Here is a 15,907-nt window from a genome sequence, read left to right as displayed (position 1 = left end):
CATGCCTTCCTTCGACGTCGTGTCTGAAGTCGACACCCACGAGCTGACCAACGCCATCGACCAGGCCAACCGCGAACTGGCCACCCGCTTCGACTTCAAGGGCGTGGACGCCAAATTCGAGCGCGACGGTGATGTCATCAACCAGACCGCGCCGACCGAGTTCCAGCTCAAGCAGATGAACGACATCCTGCGCGCGCGTCTGGCCGCACGCGGCATCGACGTGCTGAGCCTGGAATTCGGCGACATCGAGACCAACCTGGCCCAGGCCCGGCAGAAGATCACCGTCAAGCAGGGCATCGAGCAGAAGATCGCCAAGAAGATCGCCGCCGCACTGAAGGACGCCAAGCTGAAGGTGGAAAGCCAGATCAACGGCGACAAGCTGCGCGTACAGGGCAAGAAGCGCGACGACCTGCAGGATGCCATCGCCGTGCTCAAGGCCGGCAAGTTCGAGTTGCCGCTGCAGTTCAACAACTTCCGCGACTGAAGCGTCCGCCGGGCCTGACCGGCGCCGCCAGTGGCAGGCACGACGGCGCGTTGCCGGTCACACGCCTACAATGGCGGCCCCGCCAGCCGACGTGCCCGCCATGACCGATTTCCAGCTGCCCACCGATGACCCGATCGCCGCCACCCGCCTGTGGCTGGAGCGGATCGTGATCGGCCTGAACCTGTGCCCGTTCGCCAAGGCGGTGTACGTGAAGGAGCAGGTCCGCTTCGTGCTCAGCGATGCGACCACGCCCGAAGCACTGGTCGAGCAGCTGGCCGAGGAACTGGTGCTGCTGCGCGACACACCGGCCGAGCAGATCGACACCACGTTGATCGTGCACCCGCAGGTGCTGGCTGACTTCCTCGACTACAACGACTTCCTCGACAACGCCGACGCAGCCATCGAGGCGCTGGACCTGCAGGGCATCCTGCAGGTGGCCAGCTTCCATCCGGATTACCAGTTCGAAGGCGTGGCCGCCGACGATGCCAGCAACTACACCAACCGCGCGCCCTTCCCCACCCTGCACCTGCTGCGCGAAGACAGCGTGGCGCGCGCGGTGGACGCGTTCCCCGATCCGGACGTGATCGTGGAGCGCAACATCCAGACCCTGGACCGCATCGGCGTGGACGGCTGGTATCGGCGCCTGCGCGGCGAAGACCTGTCATGAGCCGCGTGCCGCCGATTGCCGCGTGGCCGGCCGCGCCGCTGGCAGGCAAGGTGGTGCTGGTGACCGGTGGCGCCAACGGCATCGGCCGTGGCATCGCCCAGGCCGTGCTCGGTGCCGGTGGACGCGTACTGATCGGCGACCTCGACGACGCGGCCGGACGGGCCTGCCTGGACGAATGGCAGCGCGATGAGGATGCCGCATTCCAGCGCCTGGACATCACCGACGAAGCCAGCGTCAGCACGTTCATCGCGGTGGCGCAGCAGCGCTTCGGCCGCATCGACGGGCTGGTCAACAATGCCGGCATCGCCGGCCCGCACGGCACGCGGCTGCAGGACATGGCGTGGGACGAATGGCAGCGCCGCCTGTCCTCGCTGCATGGCGCCTTCCTGTGCAGCAAGCACGCACTGCCGGCGCTGTCGGCCAGCGCGGCGGGTGCGATCATCAACATCGCCTCCACCCGTGCCTGGCAGTCGGAAGCCCACAGCGAAGCCTATGCCGCAGCCAAGGGCGGGCTGGTGGCCTTCACCCATGCGCTGGCGATCAGCGCCGGGCCGGCGGTGCGGGTGAACAGCATCAGCCCTGGCTGGATCAGTACCACAGCCTGGCAGGCGCCCGCGCGCCGCCACGAACCTGATTACTCGGCCATCGACCACGCCCAGCACCCGGTCGGCCGCGTCGGCCAGCCCGAGGACATCGGCGCGCTGGCGGTGTACCTGCTGTCATCGCTGTCCGGGTTCAGCACCGGCCAGGATTTCATTGTCGACGGCGGCATGACCCGGAAGATGATCTACGCCGAATAGAGCACCGCTCTTCGGTGGGTGCGGACCTTGGTCCGCACCATTGCCAGAACGTGCCAACCAGGGTTGGCACCCACCACCGCGGTTTACGCCATGCCCGAGTGGCGCAGCAGCGCGTCGATCTGCGGGGCGCGACCACGGAAGGCCCTGAAGTTCTCCGCCGCCGGACGGCTGCCCCCCCGCGACAGGATCTCATCGCGGAACCGCGCACCGGTCTCCGCCAGCGCCTGCGGCGCTTCCTCGAACGCGGCGTAGGCATCGGCGCTGAGCACCTCGGCCCACTTGTAGCTGTAATACCCGGCCGCATAGCCGCCGGCGAAGATGTGGCTGAACTGATGCGGGAAGCGGTTCCAGACCGGCGGATGGTTCACCGCCACTTCGCCGCGCACGCGATCGAGCAGCGCCAGCACGCTGTCCTGCGCCGGCTCGTACTGGCTGTGCAGCAGCATGTCGAACAGACCGAATTCCAGCTGGCGCACGGTAGCCATGCCACTGTGGAAGTTGCGCGCGGCCAGCATGCGCTCGTACAGCGCGCGCGGCAGGGGTTCGCCGGTTTCCACATGCGCCGTCATGCCCTGCAGGTGGTCCCACTCCCAGCAGAAGTTCTCCATGAACTGGCTGGGCAGTTCCACCGCATCCCATTCCACGCCGTTGATGCCGGCCACGCCCAGCTCGCCGATGCGGGTCAGCAGCTGATGCAGGCCATGGCCCATTTCATGGAACAGCGTGGTCACCTCGTTGTGGCTGAAGGTGGCCGGCTTGCCGTTCGCGCCGCGGCCGAAGTTGCACACCAGGTAGACCAGCGGCGTCTGCACGCTGCCATCGGTGCGCACGCGGCGGTTGCGGCAATCATCCATCCAGGCGCCGCCGCGCTTGCCTTCGCGTGCGTACAGATCCAGGTAGAACTGGCCGACCAGCGCGCCCTGCGCATCGACCAGGCGGAAGAAGCGTACGTCCTCGTGCCAGACCGGTGCGCTGTCTTCCTGCACATGCAGGCCGTACAGCTGCTCGATCACCGAGAACAGACCACCGAGCACCTTCGGCTCGGTGAAGTACTGCTTCACCTCCTGCTCGGAATAGCTGTAACGCGCCTGCTTCAGGCGGTCGGCGGCGAAGGCCAGGTCCCAGGCCTGCAGCTGCTCGATACCGAGCTGCTCGCATGCGAACTGCTCCAGCTCGGCGCGATCCTTGGCCGCGAACGGCTTGGCACGCATGGCCAGGTCGCGCAGGAAGCCGAGTACCTCGGCCGGGTCCTGTGCCATCTTGGTCGCCACCGAGTACTCGCCATACGAGCCGAAACCGAGCAGTGCCGCCAGTTCCGCGCGCAGGGCCAGGATGCGGTCGATGTTGCCGCTGTTGTCCAGCGCGTCGTCGCCGAATTCGGAGGCGCGCTGTGCACTGGCGCGGTACAGGATCTCGCGCAGGTCGCGGTCTTCGGCCCAGGTCTGCACCGGCAGGTAGCACGGCATCTGCAGGGTCAGTTTCCAGCCCTTGTTGCCGTCTTTTTCCGCTGCCGCATGCGCGGCGGCCTTCACGTCGTCCGGCACGCCAGCCAGGCGTGCCTCATCCTCGATGATCAACGACCACGCGTCGGTGGCATCGAGCACGTTCTGCGAAAACTTCGCCGACAGCGCCGACAGCTCTTCCTTGATCGCCGCGAAGCGCTGCTGCGCCTCCGGCGCCAGTTCGGCACCGCCCAGGCGGAAGTCACGCAGGGTGTTGTCCAGCACCTTGCGCTGGGCGTCGTCGAACGTCGCGGCCTCCGCGCTGGCAGCCAGTGCCTGGTACTGGCGATACAGCGCCAGGTTCTGGCCCAGCGCGCTGGCAAAGCGGGTCACCCGCGGCAGGTTGCTGTTGTAGGCCTCGCGCAGCTCGGGGGTGTTGACCACGCCCTGCAGATGGCCGACCAGGCCCCAGGCACGCCACAGGCGCTCGGTGGCGTCATCCAGCGGGGCCACGAAGGTCTGCCAGGTAACCGGCTGCACCTGCTCGGCCGTGCTGACGGCGGCTTCGGCCTCGGCCAGCAGCACGTCCAGCGCCGGCGCCACATGCTCGGGGCGGATCGCCTCGAAGCGCGGCAGGCCGGAAAAATCGAGCAGGGGGTTGGCAACGGTCACGGCAGATCTCCAGGGTACGGGCCCGGCAGGCGGGCAGCCCGGTAGATATGGCGTTGCCAGGCAGGGCTGACAAGGGGGCACGGCCCGGCATTCACGTCGGCCTTACGGTTCGGCGCCGAAGCTCTGGCTGCGGGGGAGTCCGCAGCGGTAGGTACCGAACGAGGCCCCACATGGAAGGTCTGGCTGCAGTTGCATCCGCCTCACCGGCACGATCGCTGGCGTTGTCCGCCAGCCCGGCCGAACTGACCTGGATCGCCGCGCTGTGCGATGCCGGCGACGACGCCCCACGCCACCTGCAACAGCTGCAGGCGGTACTGCAGCAGGGCGGCACCTTCAACGATGCGCAGGAGTGGTACCCGTTCGAAGTGGTCGAGCGCGGCGCCAGCCAGCTGCAGCTGGGCCACGAGCGCGAGTTTGTGATCTGCGTGCTGCTATGGCTGCAGGCGCTGGCCCAGGGCCGTGCCAGCGTGCTGGACCCGAGCCTGCACCTGGATGACCGCGCCATGGACATCGAGGCGCTGCCCGATGCGTTGCGCGATGCGGTGCTGGATGCGTTCACCGCGGCGGGGTATTGAGACGCCCTCGTGACCGTCGGGCGTGGCCCGGCGCTACCCGCCTGGCGTGACCGGTAGCGCCGGGCCATGCCCGACGACAACGTCGACCGGTTACAGCGCTTCCAGACTGCACCACGGCAGCTTGGGCAGCCCCTGCCCGGCCACTGCAGCGGCCAGCTGCGCGTCGGCGCCATCGACGTCGATGCCCTGGCGCACATACCACGCAGGATCGTAGTAGCTCTGCGCATAGCGCTCGCCGGCATCGCAGAGGATGCTGACGATGCTGCCCTGGTGACCGGCCTCGCGCATCCACTGTGCCGCCTGCAGCACGCCGATGAAGTTGGTGCCGGTGGAGCCGCCGACGCGACGCCCCAGCTGGCGGCTGACATGACGCATCGCGGCCAGGCTCAGTGCATCGGGTACCTTCACCATCGCATCGACGCAGGTCGGAATGAAGCTCGATTCCACCCGCGGCCGACCGATGCCCTCCACCCGTGAACCCCCGCTGCAGGTCCGGCCGCGCCAGTCCTGTTCTCCCGCCACAGCGGCCTGGTAGCCTTCGAAGAACACCGACACTTCCGGGTCCGCGCAGAGGATGCGGGTATCGTGCCGGCGGTAGCTGACGTAGCGGCCCAGCGTGGCCGCCGTGCCGCCGGTGCCCGGGCTGCACACGATCCACTCCGGAATCGGGCTGGGCTCTTCAGCCATCTGCTTGAAGATGGATTCGGCGATGTTGTTGTTGGCACGCCAGTCAGTGGCGCGCTCGGCATAGGTGAACTGGTCCATGAAGTGGCCGCCGGTTTCGCGGGCCAGCCTTTCCGATTCGCAGTTGAGGTCGCAGGCACGCTCGACCAGATGGCAGCGACCGCCATGGAATTCGATCGCCGCAATCTTCTCCGGCGAGGTCGTGGCCGGAATCACCGCGATGAACGGCAAACCGAGCAGGCGCGCGAAATAGGCTTCAGAGACGGCCGTCGATCCGCTGGACGCCTCGATCACCGGGCGCCCCTCGCGCAGCCAGCCGTTGGTCAGCGCATACAGGAACAGCGAGCGCGCCAGCCGGTGCTTGAGGCTGCCCGTGGGATGGCTCGATTCATCCTTCAGGTAAAGCTCGATGCCCTCGAACCCGGGCAGTGCCAGCGGAATCAGGTGGGTATCGGCGGAACGGTTGAAATCGGCTTCGATCTTGCGGATGGCGGCGGCCACCCATTCACGCTGCGACATGGCGGGCAATCGTTGTGAGGACGGAACGGTGCGATCCGGCCATTGTACGTCGCGGTGCCGTCAGGTGCCGGCCGGTAGAATGGCGCCATCCGGCCGGCAACGGCCCTGTCTGAAGGACTCCCCCATGACCATTCCCGCCCTGCGCGATGTCCCCGGCGTCGCCGCCCAGGCCCCGGCCGAAACCACCGGCTTCGTGTTCAACCACACCATGCTGCGGGTCAAGGACATCACCGCCTCGTTGGACTTCTACACCCGCGTGCTGGGCTACCAGCTGATCGACAAGCGCGATTTCCCGGAGGCCCAGTTCAGCCTGTACTTCCTGGCCTACGTGCCGGCCGGCGCGGTGGTGCCGGAAGACGATGCCCAGCGCCGACTGTGGATGGCCGGCCTGCCGGGCGTGCTGGAACTGACCCACAACCACGGCACCGAGACCCAGGACGGCGCGGTCTACCACGACGGCAACAGTGACCCGCGCGGTTTCGGCCACATCTGCGTATCGGTGCCGGACATCGAGGCCGCCTGCCAGCGCTTCGAGGCCCTCGGCGTCACCTTCCAGAAGCGCCTGACCGACGGCCGCATGAAGAACCTGGCCTTCATCAAGGACCCGGACGGCTACTGGGTCGAGATCATCGCCAACGCCTGACCCGGAAAGGGGCACAATTCCGGTAGCGCCGGGCCATGCCCGGCGGCCTTGAGCAGGCCGCGCTGCGCGCTCGCCGGGCACAGCCCGGCGCTACCGACTCCGCCCCCTTTTTTGCGAGGTTCGTATGGAAACGATGGAACTGCACCGTGGTCGCCTGATCGACCACATCCAGCTGGTGGTGCGTGATCTGGCCGCCAGCCGCCGCTTCTACCAGGCGGTGTTCGACACCATCGGCATCCCGATCGCCGGCGAAGGCGATGATTACTTCTGGGCCGACGAGCTGTTCATTTCCAGCGCCAGCAGCGAGGCCGCGGCCGGCCAGCTGACCGGTCGCCACCATCTGGCGTTCCAGGCACGCGACACCGCTACCGTGGATGCCTTCCACACCGCCGCGATCACCGCCGGCGGCACCGACAACGGCGCGCCGGGCGAGCGTCCCTACCATCCGGGGTACTACGGGGCGTTCGTGCTGGACCCGGATGGCAACAACATCGAGGTGGTCTACCACGGCCCGGCGAACTACAGCGCCGATTCGGTCAAGGTGACGTTCTAGCTAGGCCCTGGCTGCGATCGGAGCTGCTTGGTGCCGACGCGGTGCCCGCTTGGATGCGCGCAGCGCCTTCAGATCCCCAAGGCGCGCATATGCACACGGCCGGCCACCAGCTCCATCGAACTGGTGACGGCCAAGGGTGCCCACGCGGCCTGTCCGGCTCCCGCATAGATGCCGTGTTCGGACAGCAACGTGTGCACCACATCCATCGGATTGGCGACGCTCAGTGGTGAAGCAGCGCGCCGAAGGACCTCCTGCTCCCCAGGCCTTCTGACAGTGACGGCCGCGTCATCCAGTAGATTCCGCAGCGTCCGCCAGTCGTAAAGCGCGATGCCATCGTCGGTCACCTGCAGGTCAAGATGCGCGATGTTGTGGACCAGCAGGAAACTGCTGTTGGCGGCGGTCACGCCCGACAACCCGCGTGACGCCCACAGGGGCTCCAGCCGGCCATCTTCCAGGCAGGCCTTGGCCCCTCGCAACTGCCGCAGGCCATCGCTGAGATCCTTCTGCAGCGCCGCGACCACGCTGTCCAGATACCCCACCTCGCCCCTGGCGGCGTGCTTGGCCTGAATGAAGTAGTGATGCTGCAACAGCGAGTCGTGAAGGATGTATTCCACATCCAGATCGGCTGGCGGATCCTTCAGCACATGGTGCTTCTGGATTCCCTCGTGGACGGAATAGCGCTGCGGCTGGATCAGCTGGCGTTCAAGGCGGCTTCGGATATAGCTCCGTTCGAATCCATCACCGCCGATCAGCCTGCGCAGCAGCTCGGTCTCACCGACCGACTGCGCGAACTGCACCAGCACGCAGCGCAGCGCCTTGTCCCAGCCACCGGCCAGCATGTAGCCCGTCGGCCCCGGCACCACCATCCAATCGGTTCTCAATCCTTTTGACTGCCACGCCAGGATGGTCTGCAAGACATCATCCAGGTCTGCTTCGCGCAGCTGTGCTCGTCCAATGAACATCTCTCCTGCTCCATGGCGAGAAAGCATGAAAACGACCAGACGAGCAGCGTCATGGGCAAAGGCCATGCTTCTGTGCAAGGTGGCATCCGATTCCAGAAACGCCCAGGTAACGGTCAGTGCCCGGTCCAGTACCGCATGGGTCAGCAACTCATCCAGTTGCGTGGAACGACCTGCGGCCTGAGCGGAGCACTCGGCAATGCGAACCATCAACGCCATCTCGCTGTTGCTGTCCAGCCACCGCGCGAACCAGACCTGCTTAAGCAGACCCAGGCTATGGTCATCGCCGGGTTCAAGCAGCAGCGATCCGTCACTCTGCCGGGAGGCGCACGCCAATCCGGAAAGCACCAGCGCAAGCGCCTCGCTCAGCAGCATGACCTGCAGGGTCTGGCATACAACGTCGTCCTGCGATGGATCGCCCGCTCCGCACTGTGCGAGCTCCAGCAGGTCGGAGAGGCGCTCCAGCTGGATCTGCGCCGATGCCTGCGCACATTGCGGGAACGGCTCCGCGCCGCCCTGCCCGTGCCGCACGCTGGTCGCGACGCGATCTACACAGGCAGCGGCAGGCAGAATGATGGAGAGCCGATCCTGCAACTTTGCATGCAGTGCCGGCAACAGCGGCAATACGGCCGCCCGCTGTGCGTCGTACCAGCGCGCAAGCTCACACAATGCGTCGTAGTCCGGGCGTGTTTCAAGCAACCGGCGCAGATGCCTCTCAATGCTGTCCACCGCGCGGAACTCCAGCGGCCGCTTCAGCAGGCTATGCAGCGGGCCCAGTAATTCCCTTCTCGCATTCTGGAACATTCCATTTCCTCTCGCTGTCTGCAACGTGCACGCTCACGCCTGATCAGACTAGCCGAATCAAAGCGCGCACAGGAAAACGGCCAGGTGCATCCGCACCCGGCCGTTGTTCTGCTACCAGCGCGGCTTCTGTTGCAGCGTCAATGCGCCGCCATGTAGATGTCCTGCAGCACGGCCTTTTCCAGCTCCAGTTCGCCCAGCAGGTTCTTCACGATGTCGCCCAGGCTGAGGATGCCGACCAGGCGCGTGCCGTCGGTGACCATCAGATGACGGCGCCGCGAGTACGTCATCAGCGACATGGCCTGCTTCAGCGTGGCCTCCGGCGCGATGCCTTCCAGACCAGTGGAGGGCACGCTGGAAATCACCCGGCGCCCGGCCTGCGGGCCGTCATCGGCCAGGGTACGCACGATGTCCTTTTCGGAGATGATGCCGACCGGGGCATCGTCCTTCATCACCACCAGGGCAGCGATTTTGTTCGCGCTCATCTTGTGGGCGGCGGCACCGATGGTGTCTTCCGCATCAATGGTGATGACAGCTTCTTTCTTGGATTGCAGGAGTTCGCGGACGTTCATTCTTGTTTCCTGGTGCAGGTCACTGAAGTCAAAAAAGTGTGCTCTTCCGATACGCCCCCTCCCCGGGAACAGACCTTTCAGCGCACGTCTGGCGCACCGGCTGCGCGCTCCTGGATCGGACCGGCAGACCACGTGCTGCAACGCCAACGAGGCGGGTCCGGCAGCGCAACCCGTATCTCGGTCGGATCGATTCTACGACTGCCGACCATGGCCACTACCGGCACCGATGGGACAGTTCGTCGTGGGAACCCACCGACGATCCAGAGAATGGCACCGCCGCTGAAACCGAGGCTGAACACCGGCGGCTCCGCGCACTCAAGATTGATCTTCCGCGGCCGGGCACGGACAGAACGGCCCTGCGCCGTCCCACTTCGGGCGGGCCGGCGAAAGGCACAGCCTCCCGCCGGCCACCGGGGTTACTTCGAGCAACGCCCGTTCTGGGCCATCTTCAGCTGCATCACCTGGCTGCGGCCTTCCGCTTCCGGAACCACGGTCAGCTTCGCGCCGCCAACGAAAACGCCCATCTTGATCGACTGCTGGATGAAGTAGTTGCGACCGGCTTCGGTAAAGAGCTTGAGGTCGTTGGGCGAGAACTCCGACTCGGTGGAGATCACATGTTCCTGGTCACCGGCAACCTGGGTATAGAAGAACACCTTGTCGGCGGTTTCGCCCAGGCACTGCCCATCGATCAGCACGTCCTTCTTCAGTGCCTTGCCGACGAAACTGTTGCGGAACACGTACACCCCGGACTTGCCGTCCTGCGGTGCCGGGAAGGTCTTGGCCGTATCCACCACGCTCTTCTCGGTCATCGGAACGCTCGCGCAACCGGACAGCGCACTGATTGCCACCGCCAACGCGACTCCATGCAGCTTTTTCATCTACAGCCCCTGTAATGCGCGCCATCGCGCGCGGAATGGACATGGCCAGGCATACCCGTTGCGGGTGTGCACTGCCAACAGTGAAATGAAGCTCCGGCATCACTGTGCAGGGCATGGATCGTCGCATGGCAGCCTGCACAGGCATCCTCCGTGATGCGCGGGTTCGGCCGCAGAGAATGCCATGCCGGCATGAAAAAAGGGCGACCCATCGGGCCGCCCTCGTCGGTACTGCCAGCAGATCGGCCAGGCCTTACTCCACCGTCACGCTCTTGGCGAGGTTGCGCGGCTTGTCCACGTCGGTGCCGCGCGCCAGTGCGGTGTGGTAAGCCAGCAGCTGCACCGGGATGGTGTGCACGATGGGGCTGAGCACGCCGGCATGGCGCGGCGTGCGGATCACGTGCACGCCTTCGGACTCGTTGAAATTGCTGTCCTGGTCGGCGAACACGAACAGCTCGCCGCCACGCGCACGCACTTCCTGCATGTTCGACTTCACCTTCTCCAGCAGGCTGTCGTTGGGCGCGATCACCACCACTGGCATGTCTTCGTCCACCAGCGCCAGCGGGCCGTGCTTCAGTTCGCCGGCCGGGTACGCTTCGGCATGGATATAGGAGATTTCCTTGAGCTTGAGCGCGCCTTCCAGCGCGATCGGGTAATGCAGGCCGCGGCCCAGGAACAGGGCGTTGGCCTTGCGCGCGAAGCGCTCGGCCCAGGCGGCGATCTGCGGCTCCAGGTTCAGCGCGTGCTGCACGCTGCCCGGCAGGAAGCGCAGCTGCTCCAGGTAGTCCGCTTCCCGTGCCGCGTCGATGCGGCCATGCAGCTTGCCCAGCACCACGGTCAACTGGAACAGCGCGGCAAGCTGGGTGGTGAACGCCTTGGTCGAGGCCACGCCGATCTCGGCGCCGGCACGGGTGTAGCAGACCAGCTCGCTGGCGCGCGGAATCGCGCTTTCCGGCACGTTGCAGATCGACAGCGTGTGCTTGTGGCCCAGCGACTTGGCGTACTTGAGCGCCTCCATCGTATCCAGCGTTTCGCCAGACTGGGAAATGGTCACGATCAGGTGCCTGGGGTTCGCGTAGGCGGCGCGGTAGCGGTACTCGCTGGCGATCTCCACGCTGCACGGCAGGCCGGCGATCGCCTCGATCCAGTAGCGTGCGGTCAGACCGGCGTAGTAGCTGGTGCCGCAGGCGATGATCTGCACGCCTTCGATACCCGACAGCACCGCTTCGGCGTTCTTGCCGAACAGTTCGGCCGGGAAACCACCGGCGTCGATCGCCGCTTCGATGGTGTCCCCCAGCGCACGCGGCTGCTCGTGGATTTCCTTCTGCATGAAGTGGCGGTACGGGCCCAGCTCCAGCGAGGCCAGCGACACGTCGGACAGGTGCACCTCGCGCTCGACCGGCTGGTCATGGCCGTCGAAGATGCGCACGCCGTCGCGACGGATTTCGGCGGTGTCGCCCTCTTCCAGGAAGATCACCTTGCGCGTGGCCGAGATCACTGCCGACACATCCGAGGCAACGAAGTTCTCACCCTCGCCCAGGCCGACCAGCAGCGGGCAGCCCATGCGCGCGCACACGAAACGTTCCGGCTCGGCACGGCTGACCACGGCCAGCGCGTAGGCACCGGTCAGTTCCTTCACCGTGTGCTGCAGCGCCACCAGCAGGTCGTCGCCACTCTTCAGGTGATGGTGGATCAGGTGCGCGATGACTTCGGTGTCGGTCTGCGATTCGAAGGTATAGCCCAGCGCGCGCAGCTTCTCGCGCTGCTCCTCGTGGTTTTCGATGATGCCGTTGTGCACCAGCGCCACACCCTGGCTGATGTGCGGATGTGCGTTGGCCTCGGTGACGCCGCCGTGGGTGGCCCAGCGCGTGTGGCCGATACCCAGCAGCGCATTGAAGCCCTCGGCCTCGGCGGCCGTGGCCATCTCCGAAACGCGACCGGTACGGCGCACGCGACGAACGTCCGGACGCGCGTGCTGGTCGATCACGGCGATGCCGGAGGAATCGTAACCGCGGTACTCAAGCCGCTTCAGGCCCTCGATCAGCACCGGCACCACGTCGCGATCGGCGATCGCACCCACGATTCCACACATGTCACGCGTTTCCTTGAAGACGATCGCGGCATTCTAGCGTGCGTGTCCGCCTTCCCCCTCCTGTCCGCTTAATGAAAGTGTCCGGAAAGGTGTCCGCGGACACCCGGACACGTCCGCGCCATCTCCAACTCATTGAAAACAAATGAAATAAAGTTGGCACGCTACGTGCTTGGTACTGGCTACCACCGTCAGGCATGCACCCGATGATCCGCGACACTTCCGCCCAGGACCAGATCGTTTCCTCCGCCCCGGCCAGCGCCACCGGCGCCAGCTGGCACCGCTACCGCTGGCCGGCCCTGGGCGCCATCGCCCTGATCGCCGGCATCGGCTGGGCCGTGCATGCCTGGTCCAATGCCAGCCGCTCCTTCGACAGCAGCCGCGTGCGCATCGCCGAAGTGAAGCGCGGCGACCTGGTGCGCGACATCGCCGCCGATGGCCGGGTGATCGCCGCCAACAGCCCGATCCTGTACGCCATCTCGGCCGGTACCGTGGACCTGAAGGTGGTGGCCGGCGATGTGGTGAAGAAGGGCCAGGAGCTGGCGATCATCGACAGCCCGGAACTGCGCAGCAAGCTGGCCCAGGAGCAGGCCACCCTGGCCGGCCTGGAGGCCGAGGCCAGCCGCGCCGCGCTGGACGCCACCCTGGCCCGCGCCAAGTCGCGCAAGGAGACCGACCAGGCCACCATCGAACGGCAGGCCGCCGACCGCGACCTGCAGCGCTACCAGCGCGGCTACGACGGTGGCGCGGTGCCGCAGATCGACCTGGCCAAGGCCAAGGACTCGCTGAAGAAGGCCGACATCACCCTGGCCAACGCCACCACCGACGCCCGCCTGCAGAGCCAGGGCGCCGACCTGGACGCGCGCAACAAGCGCCTGCTGGCCGATCGCCAGAAGGCGGTGGTGGCTGAAGTGCAGCGCCAGGTCGATGCGCTGCCCCTGCGCGCACCGTTCGATGGCCAGGTCGGCCAGGTGCAGGCGGTGCAGTCCACCAACCTGGCCGCCAACGCGCCGGTGCTGGGCGTGGTCGACCTGTCCAAGTTTGAAGTCGAGATCAAGGTGCCGGAAAGCTTCGCCCGCGATCTGGCGATCGGCATGCCGGCACAGCTGACCGGCGGCAACGGCCAGCCGTTCCCGGGTGAGATCAGCGCGGTGTCGCCGGAAGTGGTCAACGGCGAGGTCAACGCCCGCGTGCGCTTCGCCAGCGCGCAGCCGGAAGGCCTGCGCCAGAGCCAGCGGATGTCGGTGCGCGTGCTGCTCGATACCCGCAAGAACGTGCTGAAGGTCGAGCGCGGCCCGTTCGTCGAACAGGGCAACGGCATGGCCTACGTGATGGATGGCCGCACCGCCGTGCGCCGTCCGGTGGAACTGGGCGTCAGCAGCCTGGGCGAAGTGGAAATCAAGTCGGGTGTGCAACCGGGCGACCGCATCGTGGTCTCCGGCAGCGACCTGTTCAAGGACGCCGAGCGCGTCTCCGTCAACTGATACCTGAACCCTGAATCCTGGAGAGAGGACACCCCATGTACATGCTCGAAATGCGCTCGGTCGCCAAGGTCTTCCGCACCGAACAGGTGGAAACCCATGCGTTGCGCTCGCTGGAACTGCAGGTCAAGGAAGGCGAGTTCGTCGCCGTCACCGGTCCGTCCGGTTCCGGCAAGACCACCTTCCTCAATATCGCCGGCCTGCTGGAAACCTTCACCAGCGGCACCTACATGCTCGACGGCCAGGACGTGAGCACGCTGGGCGACGACGCCCGCAGCCGCCTGCGCAACCAGAAGATCGGCTTCATCTTCCAGGGCTTCAACCTGATTCCCGACCTCAACCTGTTCGACAACGTCGATGTGCCGCTGCGCTACCGGAAGATGAGCGCCAGCGAGCGCCGCGAGCGCATCGAAAAGGCGCTGAGCCAGGTCGGCCTCGGCTCGCGCATGAAGCACTACCCCAATGAACTGTCCGGCGGCCAGCAGCAGCGCGCGGCCATCGCGCGCGCCCTGGCCGGCAGCCCGCGCCTGCTGCTGGCCGACGAACCGACCGGCAACCTGGATACGCAGATGGCACGTGGCGTGATGGAACTGCTGGAAGAGATCAACGCCGCCGGCACCACCATCGTGATGGTCACCCACGACCCGGAACTGGCCGCGCGTGCACAGCGCAACGTGCACATCGTCGATGGCCAGGTGACCGACCTGGTGCGCGAGCCGGTGCTGGCCACGCCGGTGCGCCACATCGTCGCCGTCAACGAGTGAGGGCCCGACCATGTTCGCCTACTACGCCCGATTGGCGGCCCGCAGCTTCCGCCGCAACAAGGTCCTGACCGCGCTGATGGTGATCGCCATCGCGCTTGGCATCGGTGCCTCGATGACTACCCTGACCGTGTTCCATGTGCTGTCCGGCGACCCGATTCCCGGCAAGAGCGACCGCCTGTTCTACGTGCAGCTCGACGCCGCCACCGGCGCCTATGTCGCCGGCGAAGAGCCGGAAACCCAGTTGACCCGCTTCGACGGTGAAGCGCTGCTGCGCGAAGCCAAGGGCGAACGCCAGGCGCTGATGAGCGGCGGCGGCGGCACCATCGAACCGGACAACAGCACCCTCAAGCCCTTCAGCATCGACACCCGCTGGACCTCGGCCGACTTCTTCCCGATGTTCGAGGTGCCCATGCAGTACGGCCGTCCGTGGACGCGCGAGGACGATGACGGACGCGCGCGCGTGGTGGTCATCTCCAAGGCGCTCAATGACAAGCTGTACCAGGGTGCCAACAGCGTGGGCCGCGACCTGCGCATGGAGGGCCAGAGCTACCGCATCGTCGGCGTGATGAAGGAATGGAGCCCGGAGCCGCACTTCTATGACCTGACCACCGGCAGCTACGGCAAGAACGAAGACCTGCTGCTGCCGATCTCCACCTCGTTCGATCTGAAGCTGGGCAACAACGGCAACATGAACTGCTTCGGCGAGAACCCCGACGGCAACAGCTATTCGCTCAACGCTCCCTGCGCCTGGCTGCAGTACTGGGTGGAGATGGACCCGGCCAAGGCCGGCGATTACCGCCGTTACCTGGAGAACTATTCGACCCAACAGCGCGAGGCCGGCCGCTTCAAGCACCCGCCGAACGTGCGCCTGCGCACCGTGATGGAATGGCTGGACTTCAACGGCGCGGTGCCCAGCGATGTGCGCCTGCAGCTGTGGCTGGCGCTGGGCTTCCTCGGTGTCTGCCTGGTCAACACGGTCGGCCTGCTGCTGGCCAAGTTCCTGCGCCGCAGCGGTGAGATCGGCGTGCGCCGTGCCCTGGGCGCCAGCCGCGGCCAGATCTTCCTGCAGTGCCTGGTGGAAGCCGGCGCGGTCGGTGTGGTCGGTGGCGTGCTCGGCATCGGCCTGGCCCTGCTCGGCCTGTTCGCGGTGCGCCAGCAACCGGTGGAGTACGCCAAGCTGGCCCACCTGGACGGCAACATGCTGCTGCTCGCACTGGGCCTGACCCTGTTTGCCAGCCTTGCCGCCGGTTTCCTGCCCGCCTGGCGTGCCATGCAGGTCACCCCGGCCATCCAGCTCAAGTCGCAGTAAGCACCCGAACGAGGACTC

The 15,907-nt window shown here is 66.3% G+C and carries 15 protein-coding genes; 9 read left to right on the top strand and 6 right to left on the bottom strand.

What is annotated here, in order from left to right:
* Nucleotide 1 precedes the first annotated feature (1 nt).
* From LZ605_RS18410 to LZ605_RS18400, 3 genes are all read left to right on the top strand, one after another.
* Complete coding sequence (locus LZ605_RS18410) at nt 2-484, top strand: YajQ family cyclic di-GMP-binding protein (RefSeq protein WP_006471121.1); 483 nt, start codon at nt 2-4, stop codon at nt 482-484.
* Nucleotides 485-584: 100 nt separating this feature from the next.
* Nucleotides 585-1,151: a DUF1415 domain-containing protein gene (locus tag LZ605_RS18405; RefSeq protein ID WP_249842795.1), complete on the top strand. Its 567-nt coding sequence runs from the start codon at nt 585-587 to the stop codon at nt 1,149-1,151.
* Nucleotides 1,148-1,951, top strand: a complete 804-nt coding sequence (locus tag LZ605_RS18400; RefSeq protein WP_249842794.1) for an SDR family oxidoreductase — start codon at nt 1,148-1,150, stop codon at nt 1,949-1,951. Before LZ605_RS18405 ends, LZ605_RS18400 begins: the two co-directional genes overlap by 4 nt.
* 83 nt (nt 1,952-2,034) lie before the next feature.
* Here the strand turns inward: LZ605_RS18400 and LZ605_RS18395 are convergent, their stop codons facing one another.
* Nucleotides 2,035-4,065: a M3 family metallopeptidase gene (locus LZ605_RS18395; RefSeq protein ID WP_249842793.1), complete on the bottom strand. Its 2,031-nt coding sequence runs from the start codon at nt 4,063-4,065 to the stop codon at nt 2,035-2,037.
* A 170-nt stretch (nt 4,066-4,235) separates the two neighbouring features.
* Between LZ605_RS18395 and LZ605_RS18390 the strand changes: the two genes are divergently transcribed.
* A complete protein-coding gene (locus LZ605_RS18390; RefSeq protein WP_249842792.1) occupies nt 4,236-4,640 on the top strand; it encodes a hypothetical protein in 405 nt (134 codons plus the stop codon).
* A gap of 90 nt (nt 4,641-4,730) precedes the next feature.
* Here LZ605_RS18390 and LZ605_RS18385 read toward each other — a convergent pair whose 3' ends face one another.
* Nucleotides 4,731-5,843, bottom strand: coding sequence for a PLP-dependent cysteine synthase family protein (locus LZ605_RS18385; protein WP_249842791.1), 1,113 nt, complete (start codon nt 5,841-5,843; stop codon nt 4,731-4,733).
* Nucleotides 5,844-5,967: 124 nt separating this feature from the next.
* Between LZ605_RS18385 and gloA the strand changes: the two genes are divergently transcribed.
* Nucleotides 5,968-6,486 (top strand): lactoylglutathione lyase, encoded by a 519-nt coding sequence (gloA, locus tag LZ605_RS18380; RefSeq protein WP_249842790.1) that lies wholly within the window; start codon nt 5,968-5,970, stop codon nt 6,484-6,486.
* Between the two features lie 124 nt (nt 6,487-6,610).
* Entirely contained in the window at nt 6,611-7,039 is a 429-nt protein-coding gene (locus LZ605_RS18375; protein WP_249842789.1) for a VOC family protein, read from the top strand.
* A gap of 68 nt (nt 7,040-7,107) precedes the next feature.
* Here LZ605_RS18375 and LZ605_RS18370 read toward each other — a convergent pair whose 3' ends face one another.
* From LZ605_RS18370 to glmS, 4 genes are all read right to left on the bottom strand, one after another.
* On the bottom strand, nt 7,108-8,802 hold the full coding sequence (locus LZ605_RS18370) for a hypothetical protein (protein WP_249842788.1): 1,695 nt from the start codon (nt 8,800-8,802) through the stop codon (nt 7,108-7,110).
* A gap of 137 nt (nt 8,803-8,939) precedes the next feature.
* Nucleotides 8,940-9,371 (bottom strand): CBS domain-containing protein, encoded by a 432-nt coding sequence (locus LZ605_RS18365; RefSeq protein WP_164137747.1) that lies wholly within the window; start codon nt 9,369-9,371, stop codon nt 8,940-8,942.
* A 416-nt stretch (nt 9,372-9,787) separates the two neighbouring features.
* Entirely contained in the window at nt 9,788-10,249 is a 462-nt protein-coding gene (locus LZ605_RS18360; RefSeq protein WP_053518720.1) for a DUF2846 domain-containing protein, read from the bottom strand.
* A 250-nt stretch (nt 10,250-10,499) separates the two neighbouring features.
* Complete coding sequence (gene glmS / locus LZ605_RS18355; RefSeq protein ID WP_249842787.1) at nt 10,500-12,338, bottom strand: glutamine--fructose-6-phosphate transaminase (isomerizing); 1,839 nt, start codon at nt 12,336-12,338, stop codon at nt 10,500-10,502.
* A gap of 203 nt (nt 12,339-12,541) precedes the next feature.
* Between glmS and LZ605_RS18350 the strand changes: the two genes are divergently transcribed.
* Genes LZ605_RS18350 through LZ605_RS18340 form a run of 3 tightly spaced genes read left to right on the top strand, consistent with a single transcriptional unit; the run spans nt 12,542 to nt 15,889 of the window.
* The gene (locus LZ605_RS18350; protein ID WP_249842786.1) at nt 12,542-13,819 is read left to right on the top strand and encodes an efflux RND transporter periplasmic adaptor subunit; all 1,278 of its coding nucleotides are present in this window, start codon (nt 12,542-12,544) and stop codon (nt 13,817-13,819) included.
* 35 nt (nt 13,820-13,854) lie between these two features.
* Nucleotides 13,855-14,580 carry an ABC transporter ATP-binding protein gene (locus LZ605_RS18345; protein WP_057496528.1) on the top strand — a complete coding sequence of 242 codons (726 nt, stop codon included), beginning with the start codon at nt 13,855-13,857 and terminating at the stop codon, nt 14,578-14,580.
* A gap of 10 nt (nt 14,581-14,590) precedes the next feature.
* Nucleotides 14,591-15,889, top strand: a complete 1,299-nt coding sequence (locus LZ605_RS18340; protein WP_107231941.1) for an ABC transporter permease — start codon at nt 14,591-14,593, stop codon at nt 15,887-15,889.
* Nucleotides 15,890-15,907: the final 18 nt, after the last annotated feature.

This window comes from Stenotrophomonas maltophilia (assembly GCF_023518235.1).
GTDB lineage: Bacteria > Pseudomonadota > Gammaproteobacteria > Xanthomonadales > Xanthomonadaceae > Stenotrophomonas.
The sequence above is the reverse complement of the archived record's forward strand: the minus strand, read 5'-3'. Positions and strand labels throughout refer to the sequence as shown.